Source organism: Acinetobacter sp. YH12069 (assembly GCF_013419675.1).
Lineage (GTDB): Bacteria > Pseudomonadota > Gammaproteobacteria > Pseudomonadales > Moraxellaceae > Acinetobacter > Acinetobacter amyesii.
In genome coordinates this window covers 150645-172932 of the sequence record NZ_VOZS01000004.1, presented here as the reverse complement: position 1 = coordinate 172932, position 22288 = coordinate 150645, and the positions used below count along the sequence as shown (strand labels likewise).

The 22288-nt window shown below is 38.3% G+C and carries 19 protein-coding genes; 13 read left to right on the top strand and 6 right to left on the bottom strand.

Features of this window, described 5'->3' with window-relative positions; genetic code table 11:
• Window positions 1-125: 125 nt before the first annotated feature.
• Window positions 126-680, bottom strand: coding sequence for a thermonuclease family protein (locus FTU16_RS03570; RefSeq protein WP_078193824.1), 555 nt, complete (start codon window positions 678-680; stop codon window positions 126-128).
• Between the two features lie 216 nt (window positions 681-896).
• Window positions 897-1814, bottom strand: a complete 918-nt coding sequence (locus FTU16_RS03565; RefSeq protein ID WP_180162711.1) for a LysR family transcriptional regulator — start codon at window positions 1812-1814, stop codon at window positions 897-899.
• A gap of 93 nt (window positions 1815-1907) precedes the next feature.
• Here FTU16_RS03565 and FTU16_RS03560 point away from each other — a divergent pair, with 93 nt between their 5' ends.
• The 5 genes from FTU16_RS03560 (at window position 1908) to FTU16_RS03540 (ending at window position 7179) form a co-directional block, all read left to right on the top strand.
• Window positions 1908-3149 carry an acyl-CoA dehydrogenase family protein gene (locus tag FTU16_RS03560; RefSeq protein WP_180003722.1) on the top strand — a complete coding sequence of 414 codons (1242 nt, stop codon included), beginning with the start codon at window positions 1908-1910 and terminating at the stop codon, window positions 3147-3149.
• A gap of 110 nt (window positions 3150-3259) precedes the next feature.
• Window positions 3260-4381 (top strand): phosphotransferase family protein, encoded by a 1122-nt coding sequence (locus FTU16_RS03555; RefSeq protein WP_180073901.1) that lies wholly within the window; start codon window positions 3260-3262, stop codon window positions 4379-4381.
• Entirely contained in the window at window positions 4378-5076 is a 699-nt protein-coding gene (locus FTU16_RS03550; RefSeq protein WP_078193820.1) for a histidine phosphatase family protein, read from the top strand. Before FTU16_RS03555 ends, FTU16_RS03550 begins: the two co-directional genes overlap by 4 nt.
• Before the next feature lie 19 nt (window positions 5077-5095).
• On the top strand, window positions 5096-5839 hold the full coding sequence (locus FTU16_RS03545) for an SDR family oxidoreductase (protein WP_180134707.1): 744 nt from the start codon (window positions 5096-5098) through the stop codon (window positions 5837-5839).
• Between the two features lie 293 nt (window positions 5840-6132).
• Window positions 6133-7179 carry a fatty acid desaturase gene (locus FTU16_RS03540; RefSeq protein ID WP_180011456.1) on the top strand — a complete coding sequence of 349 codons (1047 nt, stop codon included), beginning with the start codon at window positions 6133-6135 and terminating at the stop codon, window positions 7177-7179.
• Between the two features lie 64 nt (window positions 7180-7243).
• Here FTU16_RS03540 and FTU16_RS03535 read toward each other — a convergent pair whose 3' ends face one another.
• Entirely contained in the window at window positions 7244-8608 is a 1365-nt protein-coding gene (locus tag FTU16_RS03535; RefSeq protein WP_180162710.1) for an alpha/beta hydrolase-fold protein, read from the bottom strand.
• A 228-nt stretch (window positions 8609-8836) separates the two neighbouring features.
• Between FTU16_RS03535 and FTU16_RS03530 the strand changes: the two genes are divergently transcribed.
• A complete protein-coding gene (locus FTU16_RS03530; RefSeq protein ID WP_180162709.1) occupies window positions 8837-9553 on the top strand; it encodes an SGNH/GDSL hydrolase family protein in 717 nt (238 codons plus the stop codon).
• Between the two features lie 39 nt (window positions 9554-9592).
• A complete protein-coding gene (locus FTU16_RS03525) occupies window positions 9593-10201 on the top strand; it encodes a uracil-DNA glycosylase family protein (protein ID WP_180162708.1) in 609 nt (202 codons plus the stop codon).
• 102 nt (window positions 10202-10303) lie between these two features.
• Here the strand turns inward: FTU16_RS03525 and FTU16_RS03520 are convergent, their stop codons facing one another.
• On the bottom strand, window positions 10304-10741 hold the full coding sequence (locus FTU16_RS03520; protein ID WP_180152907.1) for a hypothetical protein: 438 nt from the start codon (window positions 10739-10741) through the stop codon (window positions 10304-10306).
• Between the two features lie 138 nt (window positions 10742-10879).
• Between FTU16_RS03520 and FTU16_RS03515 the strand changes: the two genes are divergently transcribed.
• Window positions 10880-11548, top strand: a complete 669-nt coding sequence (locus FTU16_RS03515) for a class I SAM-dependent methyltransferase (RefSeq protein ID WP_180162707.1) — start codon at window positions 10880-10882, stop codon at window positions 11546-11548.
• Between the two features lie 92 nt (window positions 11549-11640).
• Here the strand turns inward: FTU16_RS03515 and FTU16_RS03510 are convergent, their stop codons facing one another.
• Entirely contained in the window at window positions 11641-13197 is a 1557-nt protein-coding gene (locus FTU16_RS03510) for a phospholipase D family protein (RefSeq protein ID WP_180162706.1), read from the bottom strand.
• A 125-nt stretch (window positions 13198-13322) separates the two neighbouring features.
• Between FTU16_RS03510 and FTU16_RS03505 the strand changes: the two genes are divergently transcribed.
• From FTU16_RS03505 to FTU16_RS03495, 3 genes are all read left to right on the top strand, one after another.
• The gene (locus tag FTU16_RS03505; protein WP_168377538.1) at window positions 13323-14438 is read left to right on the top strand and encodes an S-(hydroxymethyl)glutathione dehydrogenase/class III alcohol dehydrogenase; all 1116 of its coding nucleotides are present in this window, start codon (window positions 13323-13325) and stop codon (window positions 14436-14438) included.
• A 292-nt stretch (window positions 14439-14730) separates the two neighbouring features.
• A complete protein-coding gene (locus FTU16_RS03500) occupies window positions 14731-15750 on the top strand; it encodes a flavin reductase family protein (protein ID WP_180162705.1) in 1020 nt (339 codons plus the stop codon).
• Window positions 15751-15785: 35 nt separating this feature from the next.
• Window positions 15786-16955, top strand: a complete 1170-nt coding sequence (locus FTU16_RS03495; protein ID WP_180162704.1) for an acyl-CoA desaturase — start codon at window positions 15786-15788, stop codon at window positions 16953-16955.
• A gap of 491 nt (window positions 16956-17446) precedes the next feature.
• Here the strand turns inward: FTU16_RS03495 and FTU16_RS03490 are convergent, their stop codons facing one another.
• Window positions 17447-19030 carry an ATP-binding cassette domain-containing protein gene (locus FTU16_RS03490; protein ID WP_180162703.1) on the bottom strand — a complete coding sequence of 528 codons (1584 nt, stop codon included), beginning with the start codon at window positions 19028-19030 and terminating at the stop codon, window positions 17447-17449.
• A gap of 699 nt (window positions 19031-19729) precedes the next feature.
• Here FTU16_RS03490 and FTU16_RS03485 point away from each other — a divergent pair.
• Window positions 19730-20815: a 3-deoxy-7-phosphoheptulonate synthase gene (locus tag FTU16_RS03485; protein WP_180162702.1), complete on the top strand. Its 1086-nt coding sequence runs from the start codon at window positions 19730-19732 to the stop codon at window positions 20813-20815.
• A 270-nt stretch (window positions 20816-21085) separates the two neighbouring features.
• Entirely contained in the window at window positions 21086-22276 is a 1191-nt protein-coding gene (locus FTU16_RS03480) for a PilT/PilU family type 4a pilus ATPase (RefSeq protein ID WP_180162701.1), read from the top strand.
• The last annotated feature ends 12 nt before the right edge of the window (window positions 22277-22288 follow it).

The window sequence follows — 22288 nt, the reverse complement described above, 5'->3', positions numbered from 1 at the left end:
TAATTATCTAATTTATTTTCTATGCCCAAAAGGGCAGCATTATTGTATAGCGAAGTAAAAAAAGGTCAAATATTAGACATGGCTAAGTCATCAAATATTCCTTAGCCATGCTGCACTGTGGTCTGTTATTTATGTAATTTACGATACTCTTTAGGGCGCATTGGACGACTGGCTTTCCACAAACCTTTCTTTTGTTTACGTGCTTTGCTTTGTAAATTCATCATATAGTGCAAATGCTTTTGGTCACGGATGTATTCTTCGTAAACCCACGCAGCACCACGTTTTACCATTTCTTCATTCATGCATTTACGATAGCGATAAATAACCCCAACGCAGCGGCCATAACGGTCTACATCAGTGATTTTTACGCGAACAAATTTCTTGTAAACCATGGATTTGATCAGGCGGGCTGACTCTTTACCGTAGGCTTGTGTCGATTCTGGCGCATCCACATAAGCAAAGCGAAGTTTGGTTTTAGAACGTCTTAGATTCATCCGATAGCAGGTGAGGGTGTCGCCATCACTAATATCAGATACACGACAGAGGTAAGATTTTCCTTTCTTAAAAGGTTGGAAAAAATCCTTTAAGAAAATGGTGACTTTATAAAGAACATAGACTGTGATCAGGCACAGTACTGCACCTAAAGCCATGAGCCAATTCGCGGAGAGATTTGAAAGCATACACAATGATATGAACGAGGTCATATCGCATAAAAACAGGAGTTTAGATTTTATAAGAACTCATGATATATGGCTGTCGAATAAACCGACGGTCAGTTAAAAATACCTTAAATAATCAGCATTTGATCTATAAATATACAGCAAGTTTCATCACGCAAAACTCTATCTAAATACATGCAAATAGCCTAAGTAAAGTGGTGTCCCATTGAAAATAGCCTAAGTAAATATTTTAGAAATTTCGCTTCGCAAAAAAACATGCCGTGAATTTAATTCCAAATCATTATGCCAATACATCCCTAATTTAATTTTCGGCAAGTCTACAGGTACATCAAAAATATTCAGTTCGGGAGCAACCTGTAAATGCGTCAAAATATTTTGCGGAATCGTCAATATCGCCTTGGGTTGCTGTGCCAAAATTTGTAGCGCAGTAGAGTAATGCTGACAGCGTAAAAAAATCTCTCTAGAGTGTTTTTTACGATTTAAATAAATATCTTCAACTAATACACCTGCACGTCGGGAAGAAACCCCAATGTGAGGAGCAGAAAGATAAATAGATTCATCCATCTTGGAATGTTGACTACAAACCACGAATTGGTCTTCAACTAAAGTTTGAAAATTTATTTTTTCACCAAAGTTTTGCTCAAGATCAATCGCAAAATCGATTTGCTGTGCAGCAAGGTCAGCCACAATGGTTTTGCGGTCTAATTTAATACTGGAAAATTGGATCTGAAACTGTTGCTGTTGAAAGTGTTCAACTAACTTAGGAAAAATAATCGGTTCAATTTCATCATGTACCGCAATTTTTAAGCTCTGTACCATTGAAGGAGTAAATTGTTGTTTTTGGATAGAAATACTTTGAATCGCAATAAGCGCATTTTTAATTACGGGATAAATCTGTTCAGCAAATGGAGTCGGGAGCATTTTTGCTCCAGCACGTACAAATAAGTCATCTTGTAAATGTTGTCTTAAACGTTGAAGTGCATGACTCGCTGCAGACTGAGTAATACACAAAATTTGTGCTGCTTTTGAAATGCTTTTTTGTTCATAAACTGCGATATACAGTGGATATAAATTGATATCCATACGGTGGAAAACACCCATATCAATGACGGTGTTTTTATGAATACTATTCATGTTCATCTATTGAATTAAATCATTTTGTTCATATTAGATTTCAGGTTATGGTGTTGTAAAGCGTAAAGAACATAATATTTAAAGGATATTGTCATGTTTGAACTTTCAGCACGTGCACAAGATTATATTGAAAGAACAAAAAAATTTATTAAAGATGAAATTGAGCCTGTAGAAACTGAGTTTTGGGCAGAAGTTCATGAGTTGAACCAAGGTGGTGATTGGACCAAATGGCAATGGCCGGCACAGTTAGAGGTTTTAAAGGATAAAGCCAAAGCTGCAGGCTTATGGAATATGTTCTTACCTTGTCCTGAACTTGGGCAAGGCTTATCTGTACAAGAATATGCACACATCGCAGAACTTTCAGGCCGTAGCTTACTTGCACCTACAGTATTCAATTGCAATGCACCAGACAGCGGCAATATGGAAGTGATTTGGCGTTATGGTACCGAAGAACAAAAGCAGCAATGGTTAACACCATTACTAGACGGCAAAATCCGTTCGGTATTTTGTATGACAGAACCTGCTGTTGCTTCAAGTGATGCCACCAATATGGAAGCTACGGCTGTCGTTGAAGGCGACGAAATTGTATTGAATGGCCGTAAGTGGTGGTCTTCAGGTTTAGGTGATCCTAATGCTAAAATCATTATTTTTATGGCGCATACACCAGATGAAAGCAAAGACCGTCATCATCAGCATTCAATGGTTTTAGTACCAGTTGAAACTGCTGGAGTGAAAATCGAACGTATGCTTCCAGTCTTTGGTGATTATGATGCACCACATGGACATGGTGAAATTAGCTTCACAAATGTACGTGTTCCTGTTGCAAACTTTATTGGCGGTGCAGGTCAAGGTTTTGAAATTGCACAAGGTCGTTTAGGCCCAGGCCGTATTCATCACTGTATGCGTTGTATTGGTGCTGCCGAAAAATCGCTAGAACTGATGATTGACCGTGGTATGAGCCGTACTGCTTTTGGTAAAGAAATCTTAAAACTCGGTGGAAATTTAGAACGCGTAGCAGAAGCACGTGTTGCGATTGATCAGGCACGTTTACTGACCCTTTATGCAGCATATAAAATGGATACTCTTGGGAATATGGCTGCATTAACCGAGATTTCTGCCATTAAAGTGGTCGCGCCGAGTGTCTTAGAAAAAGTTGTTGATATGGCGATTCAAATTCACGGTGGTGCTGGGGTTTCTAGAGATACACCGCTCACAGGTTTCTTTGCGCAAGCACGTTCACTGCGTCTAGCTGATGGCCCTGATGAAGTGCATAAAGGCATGATTGCAAAATTAGAATTGGCGAAGCGCGGTTATAGCAGCCGTCGTAAAAAATAAACAAGTTGTAGTCACATATTTGGCATGGCAACCCCGAGTTGTCCATGCTATAAAACTATAGAAAATTATATTTTTATCATCATGATAGATTCAAATTTAGGAAGAAAAGCATGTCAGTGATCGATGTAGGCGGTTCAGTTCGTGAGGGTGAAGAACTGGATGTACGTGCTGTAGGAAATTGGTTGATTGAACATGGCGTTGAAATAGAAGGGCCTGTAGAAGTCACTCAATATTCAGGCGGTGCATCAAATTGGACTTATCGCTTAAAATACGACAATGCTGATTTAATTTTACGTCGTCCACCGAAAGGCACCAAAGCCAAGTCTGCACATGATATGGCACGTGAATATAATGTACAGAAGGCATTATCTGAATTTTATCCTGTGCTCCCTGAAATGGTGGCGCTATGTCAGGATGAATCAGTGATTGGCTGTGATTTCTACGTGATGAAGCGCGTAGAAGGTATCATTCCACGTGCAAACTTACCCAAAGAAATCAATTTTGATGAAACTCAAGTTCGAGCGTTGTGTACCAACGTCATCGATAAGTTAATTGAACTGCATCAAGTGCCTTATGAAGGTACAGCTTTAGAAAAAATAGGCAAGGGCGACGGGTACTGTCGTCGTCAAGTGGAAGGTTGGGACGCACGCTATGAAAAAGCCAAAACCTTAAATGTTCCTTCGTTTAAATATGTCCGTAATTGGCTCAAAGACAATATTCCTGCTGACTCTAAAACCTGTGTAATTCATAACGATTGGCGTTTTGATAACGTGATATTAGATCCAAATGACCCAACCCAAGTGATTGGCGTATTGGATTGGGAAATGGCAACACTGGGTGATCCATTGATGGACTTAGGTTCTGCTTTGGCGTATTGGGTTGAAAGTGGCGATAACGCAATTTTTAAAGCCACACGCCGTCAGCCGACCAACCTAAAAGGCATGTTTAGCCGTAAAGAAGTCGTTGAATATTATTTGGATAAAACTGGTCTTCAAACGGACAATTGGACCTTTTATGAAGTGTTCGGCATTTTCCGTTTAGCTGTAATTGCACAGCAAATTTATTACCGCTTTTACCACAAGCAAACCAATAATCCGGCATTCAAAGATTTTTGGATTGTGATCCATGCTTTACATATTCGTGCCTTGAAACTCATCGGTTTGCAAAAACTTGAAGCCAATGACGTGGCACAAAAATATATTGAAAAAATGAAGGATATTTTAGGGAAATGACCACGATATATTTAATTCGGCACGGTCAGGCTTCTTTTGGTGCAGAAAGCTATGACAAGCTTTCTCCCAATGGTGAGCTACAGGCTAAGGTGCTGGGACAGTATTTCGACCGTATTTTAAAAGAAAGTCCTTATGTGGTTGCAGGCTCCATGCAACGTCATCAACAAACAGCCAATCTTGCATTGGCTGAATGCTTTCCAGAAGCACAAGTTGATACAGATAACGCGTGGAATGAATTTAATCATCAGCAAGTTTTTGCTCAATATGAACCTCGATTTAACCAACCGCATTTATTAAAAGAAGATGTATCTAAGCATGAAAACCCACGTGCTTATTTATCGAAAATTTTTGAAGGCGCCATTGAGCGTTGGACAGGTGGAGAATTTCATCATGAATATGATGAATCTTGGCCACATTTTAAAAGTCGAGTCGAAACAGCGCTAGAAAAGTTATGCACTCAACTGGCTGAAACCAAACCACGCTATGCTGTTGTGTTTAGTTCAGGTGGAGTGATCTCCGTTGCCGTAGGTAAAATTTTAGGGCTGAGTCCAGAAAAAACATTTGCACTCAATTGGGCCATTGCCAATACCAGTATGACAACACTGCGTTTGGTTGGAAATGAACCGCAATTACTCAGTTTAAATGAACACCATTTTATAAAAGCAGTTGATCCAAATTTATTGACTTGGATCTAAGATAAACAAAGGAATTATCATGGCTAAAACAATTTTAATTACAGGTGCAAGCTCAGGGATTGGTGCAGGAATGGCACGCGAGTTTGCACAAAAAGGCTACAACTTGGCCATTTGCGCACGTCGTTTAGAGCGTCTAGAAACGCTAAAAAATGAACTGGAAAGCCAATATGGCATCAAAGTGGTTGCGAAAACCCTCGATGTCACAAATTACGATCAAGTGTTTGAAGTATTCCGTGCCTTTAAAGCAGATTTTGGCAGTATTGATCGTGTTATTGTCAACGCAGGTGTCGGTGAAGGTCGTCGTATTGGTAAAGGCAATTTTGAAATTAACCGTGCCACAGTTGAAACTAACTTTATCTCTGCTTTGGCGCAATGCGAAGCTGCGGTTGAAATTTTCCGTAGCCAAAATGCAGGGCATTTGGTTGTGATTTCGTCGATGAGTGCTATGCGTGGTATGCCTAAACATTTAACGGCTTATGGTGCAAGTAAAGCAGGTGTTGCTGCTCTAGCTGAAGGTATTCGTGCAGAGCTGATTGATACCCCAATTAAAGTGACGACTATTTTCCCTGGTTATATTCGTACGGAGATCAATGAAGGTGCGAAAAAACTGCCATTTGAAGTCGATGAAAAAACTGGTTCACATCTTTTAGCAAAAGCCATTGAGAAAGCACCAGTTAAAGCTTATGTACCACAATGGCCTTGGTTGCCTTTAGGTCTTGCGATGAAAGTATTGCCGTTGAAGATCGTGAATAAATTGGGTTAAACCTTTATGTAATAATAAAGCTCCAATATTGGGGCTTTTTTATTCTCAAATGATATTCACAACCTTCTGAAGGTTAAAATGAATACAGAAAACCTGTGATGAAAAGACAGTAAAAGCAGCCGATTTTGCAAAGAAAAAATGGAGTAAATACTCAGATTATTTATAAATAAGATATTGAAAATAAATAAAATGTTGAATATTTGAACAGACGATGATTTGTTCTCAAAATAGCGATTTCCTTTTTTTTAATTTGCTTTAATGTACAACTGTTCATTAATTTTTAGGTTTGTACTATGTCTATGTCTTCCGATATGACAGATCAACAGCGAATTAACAAAGTCAGAACTGTCGTAACGAAAGCTGGTGAAGACTTACGTCAGCAATATCCCATTTTAAAACATCAAAACTTTATAGGCGCAGCCATCCTTATTTTTGCGCTACTGGGAATGTTGGGTTCAGCTTGGGCGTTTGCTGTTGGCATTTTACCGGCATGGGCTTGTGTGATTTTGGTGGCGATGTTTGCTTCACTGACACATGAATTAGAACATGACCTGATTCATTATATGTATTTTAAAAAGACGCCGTGGGCTCACCATCTCATGTTGGCTTTGGTGTGGTTAGCACGTCCCAATACCATTAGTCCTTGGGCACGTCGTCGTTTGCATCTCAACCACCATAAATATTCAGGTTCAGAATACGATTTGGAAGAACGGGGCATTAGTAATGGCATGCCGTGGGGTTTACGTCGTATATTGGTCATTAGCGATCAATTGATGACGGTTTATTTGCGCCCATTTCAAATGTTCAAGATGATTAGGACATTCATTGAAAAACAGCCTGAAAAAGAACGTAAAACTGCATTCTTCTCTCAGCTGACTGGTTTTTTTCCTTTAAGTTTTGTTTATTACGGCATTTGGTATGTATTTGTCATTTATCATGTGGTGAATGGAATTGCTCCGATGTTAGGGCAAAGTATTAGTTGGTCAGTCAATTTAGTGAAATTAATTCCAACGATTAATTTTCTAGCTGTGGTTTGGATTATTCCGAACTTTATACGCTCTTTCTGCTTGCAATTTATCAGCTCAAATATGCATTATTATGGTGATATTGACCCACGCGATGTCATTAAACAAACTCAGGTGTTAAATCCGTGGTGGTTGTTCCCAATGCAATTATTTTGCTTTAACTTTGGTTCGACCCATGCCATCCACCATTTTGTGGTCAAAGAGCCGTTTTATATTCGTCATCTAACCGCAAAAACTGCACACCAAGTCATGCGTGAGGTTGGTGTACGTTTCAATGATTTTGGAACCTTTAAACGCATAAACCGCTGGAATTAAATCAGTACCATCTTCAAAAAAAGCCCTCAATTGAGGGCTTTTTTATGATCTAAACGTTTATAAACTACTTTTGCGCAAAAAAATGTTTGAGTGCATCTTGCAAGGCAACTTGCCATACCGCGTAGGAATGTCCGCCTATATACGATTTGTAATGTACATCATGACCTTTATTTTTTAAGTCGGCTGCAACAATAGGCGAAGTCTCTAAAATACTCAGTTCATTATTATTGCGTGAGCTTTCATAACTATTGGCAGTAATAAACCAATGCTGTTTAGGTTGCGAGGTTTTATCACGAATGATTTTACTCATGCCATTTGGGAGGTCTGTCGCTTCATTTTGCCACCAAAATGATCCAGATAAAGGTACGACGTGACTAATTTGATTTGGATTTTCTAAGGCTAAATAAGCTGAACTTAAACCGCCAAGACTTGACCTAAGTAGTACCGTTTTCTTCGAATCGACTTTTGCAGGTGCATTTTTTTGAATCCAAGGCTTCAGTTCATCACTAAAAAATGCTGAAAATTTAGTATTTGGTGTTAATTCTTTCGGTCGTTCCTGATCGTTCGGTGGAGAAACAAAAATGGCTTGAATTGGCGGTAACTGACCTTGCTCAACTAATATATCTAATGCCTTTGGAACATTCAGCAACTCGTTATATTGCTGACCATCAAAAAATATAGCGGTGATATAGCTTTGATTTTTCTTAGCTTTAGATTGGTAAATTTGGATTTTACGTGAGTTATTCAAAATTTTGCTGTCTAGAACAAACTCTTGTAATTGGGGCTGGTGCACATTTGGATATTGTTTTGGATCAATAAAAGGCGGGGCATCTTTAAGCGCCACTAAATTTTCATTACGCAAGCCTGATGTGTCATCACTTGCGAGATAAGTGTTTTTGTTGAAAGGATCAATCCGTTGTACTTGTATCACAGCACGACGCTGCGTTCTTGATTCTTTAAGTTTAGGATTCAGATGCGGACAATAATTTGACAGATAACCTTCAAAGTTCGGTAAATCGACAGCAAAGCTATAACTGCCAATGTAACGATGATCAATAATCGATTCTTTAAACCAAATATCGGTATTTGGTAGGCGTGTTAACCATTCATGGTCATTACTCGGGCCACCAATAAGGCGTACATTATGCTGCGCACCTTTCCATAAAAAAATTATACGGTCATGTTTTTCATCATAGTTTTCAATGATTGGTGTACCCATAAGCTCTACACGCTTCCAAAAATCTTCAAGAATTTGAGCATGTTGTTTTGGATTTTGATTTAACTGATGTTGTAGGTTTAATAATATTTGGCTTTGCGCCTTGACATCTTCACATGCAGCAGCATAGGGGAAATGTTTTTTTTCTGTTGTATCGGTTAAAGCGGGTGAATTTTGAATTTGGGCAAAAGCAGAAGAAACTGCAAAGCTCATAGAACAAGCCAAAAAAAGTAGGGAAAGTTTTTTCATTGAAATAATAAAATAGGTAGAATGAAATCAGATAAATGATAATCATTATTAATATAAAAAACTAGCAATATGCCGCAGAATGGTGCTTTTAAAAAAAGAAAATGTAGAAAAATAACAATAGAGTCAATGCTTTGTTTTTTAAACTAATTAAAATAATGAAGACGATAAGCTTTAAATCATTACCCAAATATTATGCTACTCAAAGTATCAACACTGCTGCTGTTACCTGCGTTACTGATCCAAGGTTACCGTGTGAAAAAAAATACCCCACGTTTAGCAGAACCGATGGGAGAACGTTGTGGGATGAGTGGTCAGGGTAATCGACCATTATCGCTATTAATACTAGGTGATTCAGCAGCAGCAGGTGTCGGCGTCGAGCATCAGTCAGATGCGCTATTGGGACAATTGCTTAAAATTTTATCGCCTGATTATCAAGTTCACTTTTGCCTTGAAGCCACAACGGGGCGTAACAGCCAGCAAATCATCAATGCTTTGGATAATGTCACAACGCAGAACTTTGATGTCGTGATCAGCTCTGTTGGTGTCAATGATGTCACAGCATTAAAACAACCAGACCAGTGGTTGAAGCTCCAGCAGCGCTTATATCAAGCTGTCGAGGAAAAGTTTCAACCACAGCTATTGATCATTTCAGGTGTGCCACCAATGGATGAGTTTCCAGCTTTACCGTTTCCATTGTCATGGCTGTTTGGACAATATTCTCAGAAGATGAATGCGCTGTTAAAAAATTTTATTAAAACAAAGCCTAATACGAGGCTAATTGAATACGATTTACAAGAATATCGTGAAAAAAATTTACAAATGGCAAAAGACGGCTTTCACCCGAGCAAAGAAATTTATCAGTTATGGGCTGAAAAAATAGCAAAACAAATCACTGAACAATTTTCATAGACATTTTATGATTCAACCACTGGGCGAAGTTAAATTTACATGAGCAAAGATATTTCAGACGTGAATCCGCAAATTGAAACGCATCCATTAGCGCCATTTTTGCCAGCAAATGGGAAACTCTTGATGCTAGGGAGTTTTCCACCACCCAAAACACGCTGGAAAATGGATTTTTACTATCCAAATTTCCAAAATGACATGTGGAAAATCTTTGGCCTATGTTTTTTTCAGGATAAAAATCATTTTCTCAATCTAGAGAGCAAAACTTTTAAAGAACAGCTCATTCGAGATTTTTTAAATGAAACAGGCATAGGCATTTTTGATACGGCCTATCAAGTGATTCGTTTGAAAGGCAATGCATCAGACAAGTTTTTACAGATTTATCAGCCAACCGATATTGCGAAGTTACTCACGCAGATGCCGAATTGCCGCAGTATTATGACGACGGGAGACAAGGCGACTGATACTTTGATGCTCTCGATGCCAGAAAATACTGAAAAACCACACATTGGGCATGCTGTTCATATCGAATTTGCAGGCAGAGATTTGACTTTATACCGTATGCCATCATCATCTAGAGCTTATCCACTAGCACTGGAAAAAAAAGCTGAAGCCTATCAAAGCTTATTTAAAGATATAGGCTTACTTTAGGGAAGTTTACGTTATTGTGAGATACCTTGAAATATATGTCTCATTTAAACAGGCAACATTCAATACTCAACACGTGGCATCTTATGGATAAACATCAACTCCTTAGCCATCATATTCAACATAATCCCAAAGGTTTAAACGCGCTTTAATTTCTTTGCGAATATGAGGCAGCATAGGCAGTAAAGTGCCATCGATCCATAAACTCAGAGTCTGGGATGAAACTTTTTTGTTTGCATCATCTACAATTTGCGCGCCTTTCACGATCACCAAAGTTTCTTCGCTAGCTGCAGTTTCAATGCCTTTAAATAAAAGCTGTAATTCATGACCTGTATCTTGAATTAACCATTCCAACTCAATTTGAATATTGTGATTAGATTTAAGTACAGCTTGGCCTTCAATCATGTCATTGTCAGATAAGCAGTCATGCTCAACCCGAACTTTCGACAAAAACCATTCTTGATGACCAAGTTCAGGAAGTGTCGTAAAAGGCGTTAAAATATCACTTAAATTAAATTGGCGGCTTAAATCAAAAAATTGCATTAGAAAACTTTAGGAGGAGATAAAACAAAATAAGAGGTGGATGTTAAAGCATCATCAAGTTTGAGTAAAACCTTTGCTTTTATTGAGATATTTTATGTATAAATAGCATTCAATCTATCTAAATTAAGTCTAAGAAAAATGAATTGCGAAAATAATATACACACAAACCATGTACCAAGCCCCATAGACTTAAAAGATCCAATCCAAGCTAAACAATGGGCTGCTGAAGTCAATCTTAAACGTCCGTGGCGTTATGACATATTTCAAATGTATGTCGACTCTATTTTGGCTTTCAACACGAATGCGCACGTGCTTGAACTCGGTTCAGGCCCAGGCTATTTGGCTGAGTTTTTAATCAATCATTGTCCAAATATAGATTACACAGCATTTGATTTTTCCGAAGCTATGCATGACTTGGCAAAAGGAAAACTAAGTGCATCGCAACGCTTAAAATGTAATTTTATAACAGGGGATTTCAAACAATCTAATTGGGAAGAACCTCTTCATTTCAATGAGAAAAGCACCTTTGATGTGATTATTATTCATCAGGCCTTACATGAATTGAGACATAAGGCGTATGCAGCAGAGTTTCATCGGACTGTAAAAAAGTTGTTAAATACACAAGGCGTGTATTTTGTATGTGATCATTTATATGCACCACATGCTCAGCAAAATCATGAGTTGTATATGTCAGTTGAGGAACATTTAGCCGCGCTGAAAGCAGCTAAGTATGGTCAAGTGGAATTCATTGGTGAAGTCAATGGTTTGGTCATTTTCAAAAGCCAGCACTCATATGAACGAGACTGACTAAGACCGTTTTTGACTTGATCGAACTTATCAGATTATTTCAATAAATAGCCTCAACGAGGGCAATTCAATTATTTAGCAGTACGTTGTCATTACATCATCCATTCAATCGGGAGGTATGACACTGCTTTTATACTAAATCGTTGGAATCGAGTTGTTTCAGGTTCATGGGTATAGGTTTTGGTTTTTCCATTTTTTTGATGCTCTAACCAAATGATTTCGCCGTTTTCATCCAGTTTTAATTCATACGCAATTTGCGGTAAATATTGGTTTAATGCGGCAGAAATATCGTTTTGTAATCGATCAGACTTAACGACAAGGCCAACTTCCGAATTTAAATTTGCGGAACGTGGATCAAAGTTAAATGATCCAATAAACACCATTCCGTCGATATCGAAAAATTTTGCATGCAAACTAAAGGCATTTTTGCCTTTCGCAGGGATGATATTTCCAGTTATGACCTCATACCATGTGCGTTTTGAACGCTCTATATAAGGTTTAAATTCATATAGTTTCACGCCATTTTCGAGTAAGTCTTTGCGATATTTTTGATAAAACGCATGAACGACAGCGACGTCATTGGCTAAAAATGAGTTGGTCAAGACGCGGACTTCTACATTTTTACCTGCAAGACCCGTCAGAAAGTCAGTGCCTTGTTGCGTAGGAACAAAATAAGCCGAAACCAATTCCATGCGTTCTTTGGGCTGTCCCATTAAGGTGGAAAATTGGTTATAAATCAATTCTTGTTCTTTGGCTTCACCACGTATTTTATTCGGACTATCCGCAATAAAATGTGCTTCGGCCCAATTTACCGGTCTAAGTTTAAGCTGTGCCGCCAGTTGTTGTTGTGCATAGTTAATGCGCTGCTGATCTTTAGTCAAGGTTGCTGAATTTTCTTTATATGTTTTTCTTAATTGATTTAATTCTTCTTTTGTACCTGCACCAATCCATTGCTGAACAGAATAACTTAAATCATCATTCCAAAAGTTCAAAAACACTTGATTGGCTTGTTGAATGGCTTCCCCATAGAAAAGGATATCCAAATCTGTAAATTGAAAACTTTCACTGGCATCAAAATATTCATTACTGATGTTACGACCACCAGTTACGCCTATAAAACCATCGGCAACAATTAATTTATTATGCATACGATGGTTAATATGCTTTAAGCGAAATGCATAATCAATGACACGTAATTTTCTGAATTTATAGGGATTAAACAGTTTGATTGAAATGTTGGGATGAGCTGAAAGGGATTGTAAGGTCGGATCGAGTTTCGTCCCGTTTTGATCATCAATTAGTAGCCTGACTTTTACCCCACGGTCAGCGGCATGCAGTAATTCTTGAAACATCAGATGCCCAATAGCATCATTTTCCCAAATATAATATTGCAAATCGATGGTGTATTTTGCATTTCGAATCAAATGTAGGCGAGAAGCAATGCTTAAGAAGGCATCATCTAATGCTAAATAAGCCGTTTGTTTTTGTTCTAATTTTTCTAAATCCGTAGCAGACGTAATCCATTTTTCTGCATGTGATTGTATAGGGACATCTTTTTTTGGCTGATTGCTAGGTAAGCTGCATCCAGTTAATAGGCTGATGGAAACAGTTAAACCGACAGTACAACTTATTTCACGTAATTGTATCATTCGAATAGCATTAATCATTCCTTGAAAAATTCATCATAACATCATGTTTTAAGGTTGTATCTAGGCTTAAAAAGAGGTTACTGTAACTCATCTGTTAATATAAGCCATACAGGATGTTTTTAGACATGAAATCACGTGCAGCCGTTGCTTTTGGACCGGGTCAGCCTTTAGAAATTGTTGAAATTGATGTGGCACCACCTAAAGCAGGTGAGGTTTTAGTCAAAATTAGCCATACAGGTGTGTGTCATACAGATGCATTTACATTATCAGGTGATGATCCTGAAGGCGTATTTCCAGCAATTTTAGGGCATGAAGGTGCAGGTGTTGTGGTTGAAGTCGGTGAAGGTGTGACTTCAGTGCAACCAGGTGATCATGTTATTCCACTTTATACCGCAGAATGTGGTGAATGTTTATTCTGTAAATCGGGTAAAACAAATCTTTGTGTATCTGTTCGAGCAACACAAGGGAAAGGTTTAATGCCAGATGGTACAACACGTTTTTCGTATAATGGTCAGCCTATTTATCACTATATGGGCTGTTCAACATTCTCTGAATATACTGTGGTTGCAGAAGTGTCTTTGGCAAAAATTAACCCTGAAGCGAACCATGAACATGTATGTTTGTTGGGTTGCGGCGTAACTACTGGTTTAGGTGCAGTTAAAAACACCGCTAAAGTTCAGGAAGGTGACTCAGTTGCAGTCTTTGGTTTAGGTGGAATTGGTTTGGCTGTGGTACAAGGTGCTAAAAAAGCCAAAGCAGGTCGTATCATTGCCGTAGATACCAATCCTGACAAATTCAAACTGGCTGAAGAATTTGGCGCTACAGATTTTGTTAATCCAAAAGATTATGAACGTCCTGTACAGGAAGTGATTGTAGAAATGACGGGCTGGGGCGTCGACCATTCATTTGAATGTATTGGCAATACCAATGTGATGCGCTCTGCTTTGGAATGTGCTCACCGTGGTTGGGGTCAATCTGTGATTATTGGTGTGGCAGGTGCAGGTCAAGAAATTTCAACCCGTCCATTCCAATTGGTTACTGGTCGTACTTGGAAAGGCACTGCATTCGGTGGTGTTAAAGGTCGTTCACAATTACCGGGTATGGTAGAAGAAGCCATGTCAGGTGAGATCAAACTTGAACCATTCGTGACCCATACCATGGGGTTGGATAAAATCAATGAAGCGTTTGATTTAATGCATGAAGGTAAATCAATTCGCTCTGTTGTGCATTTTGAAGACTAAACATTGATTTAAATATTATTGATTTATCTACTAATCATTAAATATTAATGCGTTAATTTTCACTGTTTTAAAAACTAGGCTTTGGCCTAGTTTTTTTTATTTGTGTTGTTACGACAAATCAGAACTTCAAATTTGGATTTGCAAAAAGTGACAGATTGTTAGACATAAAATGATAAAAAATGCCAAATGATAGATTTTGTCCCGAATTCACATGGTGGGGAATTAGCACTAAACTTAATGTAAGCATAATTTAAAAAACAAATGTATATTAATGCATTATCCGAGGCAAAAAATGACAACTACAAGTTACAAGCCTGAGTGGATTCGGGAAGATTTTATTGATTTTATTGCAGAAAAATTTGATGCAATTTGGGCCTACAAACGTGTAAAAGCACAATTAGTCAAATCACGTTGTGTGGGGATCGGGTTTTATGAACTGAGTTTTTTAGCGAATCAAAATTTTAAAGCAGCAAACTCTCGACCAGGCCAATGTGTTCTGGTGACAGTTGTCAAAGATGGTGTACGTCATCAACGTAGCTATAGCATCGTCGAAATCAATACATCAGGTCATGTGGTGATTGCCGTCAAACAACAAGGCAAAGTGTCCAACTGCCTGACGCAATTAAAAACAGGTGATGTTGTTGAATTATCCCAACCGCAAGGTGTGTTTGGTCTAAAGCTAAATTCGGATCGCCCAATTTTACTGCTTGCTTCAGGGAGTGGTATTACCTCAATCATGGCTTTGTTTAAACAAGCCATTCAGCTTGGACGTACAGTTGACCTGATTTACTTCAATCGAGATGATGCTTATTTGGATGAATTGATTCAACTAGCGAAGCAATCTAACCATGTACATTTACATGCGATTAATACGCTGAAAACCAAATTGCATATCTCACCAGAGGTGCTAAATCACATGGTTCCTGATTTTAAGCTGCGAGATTGCTATGCCTGTGGTGCAACGCAAATGATGCAAAGCATTGAGCAATTGTATCGTGAGTTAAGGCTTTCAGAGTATTTAAATACTGAATACTTTCAAATGATTGCTGATGATTCAGTACCTGCTCAACCTGTTACTTTTAGTTTAGCCCAGCAAGATTTTTTGGCAGAGGGAAATTTACTGGAAAGTGCTGAAAAAGCCGGTTTAAAACCTGCGCATGGTTGTCGGATGGGTATTTGTAATACTTGTTCGTGTACGAAATTGCAGGGGTCAGTGAAAAACTTACTCACTGGCGCAATTGATCATGCGAATAACACGCAAATCAAGTTATGTGTCTCTCAGGCCATTTCACCTGTACGTATTCAACTCTAATCCAAGCCGCATAAAAACAAATCAGGGGCATCATCATGAATCAATCGATATATATTCGTCCGAATAGTAAGTCACGTTATTTATCTCCAGAACAAACTGCTGAATTTGGCGAAAAAGTCGAGCAAATACGACGTGAAATCATGCAGAGTGTAGGTGAAAAAGATGCAGCGTATATTTATAAAATTCGTAATTTTGTACGTTATAGCGAGATCGCATCTCGTGGCATGTTGATGTTTGCAGGTTGGATTCCACCGGTTTGGTTAATGGGTACAGGTTTATTAGGTATTTCTAAAATCGTAGAGAACATGGAACTCGGTCATAATGTGATGCATGGTCAGTTTGATTGGTTAAATGACCCAAGCTTAAATGGTGCTAATTATGATTGGGATACCATTGCTACAGGCCAAGACTGGAAATATACCCATAACTATGTGCATCATACCTATACCAATATTGTCGGTATGGACCATGATGTCGGCTATGGTTTAATTCGTGTGAGTGAATCGCAAAAGTGGGAGCCACGTTTCCTTTTTAATATTCCACTGGCTGCCCAACTCATGGTTTTCTTTGAGTGGTATGTCGGCATTCAACGTTTACATTTAGAAGATGTTATTGCGTATAAAACCAAAACTTGGAAAGATGTATGGCATGAAGCAGCCGATGTACGTCAGAAAATTAAGCGCCAAGTGATTAAAGATTATGTGTTTTTCCCGCTTATTGCAGGTCCCAATGCGATTCCTGTATTTGCAGGAAATGCTGTAGCCAACGTGATTCGTAGCTTATGGGCTTCCGCTGTCATCTTTAATGGCCATTTTACTGAAGATGCGGAAAACTTTGAGATGGACAATACCGAAAATGAAACTCGAGCAGAGTGGTATCTCCGTCAAATTCGTGGCTCCAGTAATTTTAGTGGAACACAATGGTTGCATATACTCAGTGGTAATTTAAGTCACCAAATTGAACACCATTTATTTCCAGATATGCCTGCAAACCGCTATGCAGAAGCTGCACCTAAAATTAAAGCAGTTTGTGAGGAATATGGTATTCACTATAATGAAGCCAGTTTTATCAAACAATTTGCTAGCGTTTGGGTTCGCCTCGCGAAATGCTCAGTGCCGAATGACTGGAGAGCCGAGTTCAAGGAACGCTCAGCATCACTTCAGCAGCATGTTAAACAAAAAATCATGAAGAAAATCGGGCGTTAAAAAACAGTATTGTTTAGCAATATTGTCCTAAGAGATCTTAAATTAGAAGCTGAAGTTATGTATTAACACCAGAAACGCAATTTGATTCAAATAAAAGAACGATACACGGTAACGTCATCTGCAACTGTTTGAGACAGGACTACTTCTCATCAAAAATGCTTTTGCGATACTTTGAATAATTTGACGCTAGTGAACGAGTTTTGTCGGTGAGGTGCATTGCACTGCAAGATGGTTTCCTTGCGAAGCTTTGCTTCTCATTTTGCCTAATGAGAAACATTGTTTCGTAAGAGCACCTCCAGCCGAAGGCTAATCTCTTTATCTAAACCCTAGATGTAAGACTCCGTCGAATAGACTGAAAAAGCATTTTAAAAATGCGAAATTACTTTTACGTGCGTAATATCAGTTAAATAAGAACGATTTCTAAAGCAGTAAATTCGCCAAAGTAACGTTCATCTACTTTGGCTTTTTTAGATATATCTAGTGAGCAAGAGTTATTCAACTAATTGCACGCTACTCTGAATGCCACAAGATTCTACAAAATATGCATCATGTGAAACGAGGATCACCGCACCTGTATAATGCTGAATGGCTTGAGCCAATAACGCTCTAGACTCTATATCTAAGTGGTTTTCAGGTTCATCTAACAATAAAAGCTCAATATTCAATGTTAAATAATTTAAGCCCAACAAGGTCGCTTTTAAACGTTCACCACCACTTAAACAGTGAAATGGTAGTTCCGCTTTTTGACCGCGGATTCTAAGTTGACCGAGTTGATTACGCCATTCCGTTGAGGAAACCTCAGGATTAAACTTTGCTAGATTGTCTAAAACACTCAATTCAGGTGATAAATCACTCAAGTTTTGGTCTAAATACAGGGTATGCACAGACAAAAATAATTCATGGCTAGACTGTGATGTGATCTGACTCAGATATTTTAGAAATGTAGATTTACCAATACCATTTTTTCCTTTTAAATGAATTTTTTCACCTGCCTGTAAGGCCAAATCGAAAGGAAGGTGCTGAGATGTTTTGCGATGAAAATGTTTAACTCTTAAAATTTCTCCTGTTTTTTCAGCGTGATGTTGAAAAACGAATTTCTGCTCTTTGACATGTTCAAGTAGTTGCTGTGACTGAATCAGTTGAGATCTCTTTTCTTCCAATTGCTTCTGCTGTTGCGTTTGAACTGTCGCGAGGCTTTGACCGGCTTGTTCTTTTTTAAAATCGAGTAATACTTTGGCTTGGGAGCCTGACTTGCGTAGTGCATGACCTTGTTGTTCTCGTTTTTGCGCGTTCATCTGTGTTTTGTGTTGCTGTGATTTGAGTTGTTTTAACTCACGCTGATGCTGTAAAACATTACGCTGTAAGGCTTTATTTTGCAGATCATTTTGTTGAATGTAGTCTTCATAGTTGCCAGTAACATGACTGAGTCCAAACTCATTTAAAGCATAGATATGCTCTACATGTTGCAGCAACTCTCGATCATGACTGACGACGAATGCACCCGCAGGATGGTTTTTTAAACGATCGATGAGCCATAAGCGTGAGGATGCATCTAAATGGTTACTAGGTTCATCCAAAAGTAAATAATGGCCAGTTTTTAAAAATAATGCACACAAAGCCAATTTGGTTTTTTGACCTTCACTCAGCTGAGCGACTGGGAAATTTAAATCTGTTGGAAGTGAAGCCTGCTTAAGTTGTTGCTGCCATAGTGCAGGACGGTGCCATTGGTTTTCAGTCAGCTCAAAGTCTTCAAAACTGGCATTGCCTATTTCGATACGTTGAAATGCGTTATATAAATCTTCCACACCGAGTGCAGAAGCAATCGTGTCAGCTTCTAGTCGAGAAAATTGTGATAAATAAGCATGTGGTACATTCCATAAAATTTCACCTTCATAGGGGAGATCTTTCAGATTTTGCTCATGTAAGATTTTAAGGATGCAGGACTTTCCTAAACCATTGCGACCAATACATGCCGAAAGCTGTTGTTGATTGAGGTTAAATTTCAGGTTTTTAAAAAGTGTTTTAGAAGGAAATTCCAAGCTTAGTTTGGAAATTGTACAAGCTGTTTGAGTCATAGATGCACCTTGCGATAGCAAAGATGCGCAATACAAATAACTAATTTTATTCTATAAAAAAGACAATATTTGAGAAAATGCAGTCGAAGTCATTAGCCATGTGTTTGCACATCAAAAAATGGATTTGATGATGAAAAAAACAGGGCTTACTTCATTGGCAAATACTCGAATTAAAAATAAATGGAAAAAATCTTAAGACAGCCTAATGTTGTGCAGTCTAATAAATGTTTATTTATTAATCAATACATCAAATTTTAAAAATAGGTCGCAATTATTTACAGCAGAGTTATTTAATACAACAAAATAGCAAAAAACTATTGTCAAACCGATGAATACAGCGTATTTTAATTTTCAGATAGATACTTTTTGATGAAATCAAGATGTTAAAGCAACCTTTAATCTCAAACGCATATTATTACTTTTGGCAGTTTAGATAATTGCCTGAACGCGTTCGGGCATGAAAAAGGTTGCCCACCAAGTTTATACCTGATCGGCAACCCTGATCAGGTTTTTTTATGTCTTGATTTTTATAATATTTTTGGAGAAATCTCATGTTTACAGTAAATAATTCATATTTTAGCAACGGTTATTGGTTTTACTTTAGTCAGTCTATGTCTAAAGCCTTGAAGTCCCAAAGTCCCATAACGCTCAGATAAAAGATCGGACTGTTTGTGTACACAGTCCAAAGGAATAAAACCAATGAATGCGCTAAATACAGCTTTACAACAAACTCAAAATTCAGAAATTCAACAGAAATCTACGCAGTCGAAAGAAATACTTTTGAGCTTGCCTCATCAACTGAAACAACAATTACCTTTATCTGCTCAATCAGCGGAACAAATTGCTGCACATCGTGTAACGATTCAAAATATTTTGACGGGTCAAGATCCGCGTCTAATGATTATTACAGGCCCATGTTCAATTCATGATCCAATTGCTGCTTTGGAATATGCCGAAAAATTAAAACAATTACAGACACAAGTTTCAGATCAAATTTTTCTTGTGATGCGCGCATACATTGAGAAACCACGAACTACAGTGGGCTGGAAAGGCTATATGTATGACCCAAGTTTAGATGGTTCATCTAATATGCAGTTGGGCTTAGAAAAATCACGTGAGCTGTACTTACAAATTATTGAAATGGGTTTGCCGATCGCCTCTGAAATTTTAAGCCCAATGGCGACGGGTTATTTTGATGACCTTTTGGCTTGGGGTGCAATCGGTGCGCGTACCAGCGAATCACAAATTCATCGTGAAATCTCAAGTCATATGCCATACAGCATCGGTTTCAAAAACGGTACAGATGGCTCAATCCAAATTGCTCTAGATGCTATTCAATCTGCTTCGCATCCACACCAGTTTTTAGGTATGAGTCAAACTGGCTTACCGTGTGTTTTAGAATCTGTTGGCAACCCGCAAGCACATTTGATTTTACGTGGCTCCAATACAGGTCCAAATTATAGTTTGGCTGAAATAGACAAAATTCGTAGTAAAGTAAAAGGCGATTTACCGGCTTTAGTCATCGATTGTAGTCATGGTAATAGCCATAAAGACCCAATGAAGCAACCTGAAGTATTACGCACTATTGTAGCGGAGCGTGAGCATACCCAAGTGCGTGGCGTGATGTTGGAAAGTCATTTAGTGGATGGTAATCAAAAAATTAGTTGTGACATGACTTATGGTCAATCTATAACAGATGGATGCTTAGGTTGGGACAAAACCATTGATTTGATTCAACAGGTTGCGAATGAACTTCGTGCATCACAAATCAAACGTAGTGCTTAACAATCCAGAGCATATTCAGTCTGAATTGATGTAGCCCAAAGCCTTAGAATATTGATTGTTCTAAGGCTTTTATTTTGAAAAATCCTTTGTTGCTTACTTCAATATAAAAATTGAAATATGGCCTATATTTTAAAATATATACTGATAATTCAGTATTTTATGTTTGAGTGAATCACACTTTTTATGCACAATAATATCTAAGCCCAATACAGCGCCTGAAATAATGACAATCTGTGCTTGGGTGTTTGAAATTTTATATTGGGGAAGTTGATGTACACTGCTGAATTGCTGGAAGAAGCACGCCGTTTTATGTTCCACATGTTAACCAAAGTGGTTGAATATGGTGGTTCTGATTTATTTATTACGGCAGATTTTCCACCAAGTATTAAACATCAAGGCATGATGAAACCCTTTGGGCAGCAAGAACTTGATGCTGAGAAAACAAAGCTTTTCGCCTATAGTTTGATGAATGAGAAGCAGCGCAAAGAGTTTGAAACAGAACTAGAATGTAACTTTGCGATTAGTGTGCCAAACGTTTCGCGTTTTCGTGTCAATGTATTTCAGCAACAGTTACATGTAGGTATGGTCATTCGTACCATTACGGCAGAAATTCCAAATTTTGAAAAGCTTAAATTACCGGCTTCGCTTAAGCACGTGATTATGGAAAAACGTGGTTTAGTTTTAGTGGTTGGAGGTACAGGTTCAGGAAAATCAACCTCTTTAGCGGCGCTGATTGATTATCGAAATGAAAACAGCGCAGGGCATATCATCACTGTTGAAGACCCAGTGGAATATGTGCATAAGCATAAAAAATCCATGATTACACATCGTGAAGTCGGTGTAGACAGTCATTCGTGGCATAACGCTTTAAAAAATACCTTGCGACAAGCACCAGACGTGATTTTAATTGGTGAAATTCGTGACACCGAGACTATGGAACATGCAATTGCCTTTGCTGAAACAGGACATTTATGTTTAGGTACGCTACATTCAAATAACGCCAATCAAACCCTAGATCGAATCATTAACTTCTTCCCAGAAGAGCGAAGAAATCAATTGCTTATGGATTTATCGAGAAATATGAAAGCGATTGTTTCTCAGCGATTAATCCGGACTGAAGATGGCAAAGGACGCCGTGCAGCCGTTGAAATTATGTTAAATACGCCGCTCATTTCAGATTTGATTTTGAAAGGTGAGTTTCATGAACTAAAAGCGATTATGGCAAAATCTCGTGAACTTGGGATGCAAACTTTCGACCAAGCTTTATTTGATTTATATAATGACGGCGCTATTTCTTATGAAGAAGCTTTAAGAAATGCCGATTCAACTAATGAATTACGTTTGCAAATTAAACTGAAAAGTTCACGTGCAAATGGTACTTCAGCGGCTGCGCAATCTTTTAGTATGGTTGAAGAAAAGAAAGAAGAACCTGAAAGTACCGAAGCTTCGGAAGAAATATAAGCTGCATATTCA

Coding starts and splice junctions, on each gene's coding strand:
- FTU16_RS03550 (WP_078193820.1), top strand. CDS start 4,378: ATGACCACGATATATTTAATTCGGCACGGTCAGGCTTCTTTTGGTGCA.
- FTU16_RS03520 (WP_180152907.1), bottom strand. CDS start 10,741: ATGCAATTTTTTGATTTAAGCCGCCAATTTAATTTAAGTGATATTTTA.
- FTU16_RS03555 (WP_180073901.1), top strand. CDS start 3,260: ATGTCAGTGATCGATGTAGGCGGTTCAGTTCGTGAGGGTGAAGAACTG.
- FTU16_RS03535 (WP_180162710.1), bottom strand. CDS start 8,608: ATGAGCTTTGCAGTTTCTTCTGCTTTTGCCCAAATTCAAAATTCACCC.
- FTU16_RS03515 (WP_180162707.1), top strand. CDS start 10,880: ATGAATTGCGAAAATAATATACACACAAACCATGTACCAAGCCCCATA.
- FTU16_RS03510 (WP_180162706.1), bottom strand. CDS start 13,197: ATGATACAATTACGTGAAATAAGTTGTACTGTCGGTTTAACTGTTTCC.
- FTU16_RS03525 (WP_180162708.1), top strand. CDS start 9,593: ATGAGCAAAGATATTTCAGACGTGAATCCGCAAATTGAAACGCATCCA.
- FTU16_RS03480 (WP_180162701.1), top strand. CDS start 21,086: ATGTACACTGCTGAATTGCTGGAAGAAGCACGCCGTTTTATGTTCCAC.
- FTU16_RS03565 (WP_180162711.1), bottom strand. CDS start 1,814: ATGAATAGTATTCATAAAAACACCGTCATTGATATGGGTGTTTTCCAC.
- FTU16_RS03495 (WP_180162704.1), top strand. CDS start 15,786: ATGAATCAATCGATATATATTCGTCCGAATAGTAAGTCACGTTATTTA.
- FTU16_RS03570 (WP_078193824.1), bottom strand. CDS start 680: ATGCTTTCAAATCTCTCCGCGAATTGGCTCATGGCTTTAGGTGCAGTA.
- FTU16_RS03485 (WP_180162702.1), top strand. CDS start 19,730: ATGAATGCGCTAAATACAGCTTTACAACAAACTCAAAATTCAGAAATT.
- FTU16_RS03545 (WP_180134707.1), top strand. CDS start 5,096: ATGGCTAAAACAATTTTAATTACAGGTGCAAGCTCAGGGATTGGTGCA.
- FTU16_RS03530 (WP_180162709.1), top strand. CDS start 8,837: ATGCTACTCAAAGTATCAACACTGCTGCTGTTACCTGCGTTACTGATC.
- FTU16_RS03490 (WP_180162703.1), bottom strand. CDS start 19,030: ATGACTCAAACAGCTTGTACAATTTCCAAACTAAGCTTGGAATTTCCT.
- FTU16_RS03505 (WP_168377538.1), top strand. CDS start 13,323: ATGAAATCACGTGCAGCCGTTGCTTTTGGACCGGGTCAGCCTTTAGAA.
- FTU16_RS03500 (WP_180162705.1), top strand. CDS start 14,731: ATGACAACTACAAGTTACAAGCCTGAGTGGATTCGGGAAGATTTTATT.
- FTU16_RS03560 (WP_180003722.1), top strand. CDS start 1,908: ATGTTTGAACTTTCAGCACGTGCACAAGATTATATTGAAAGAACAAAA.
- FTU16_RS03540 (WP_180011456.1), top strand. CDS start 6,133: ATGTCTATGTCTTCCGATATGACAGATCAACAGCGAATTAACAAAGTC.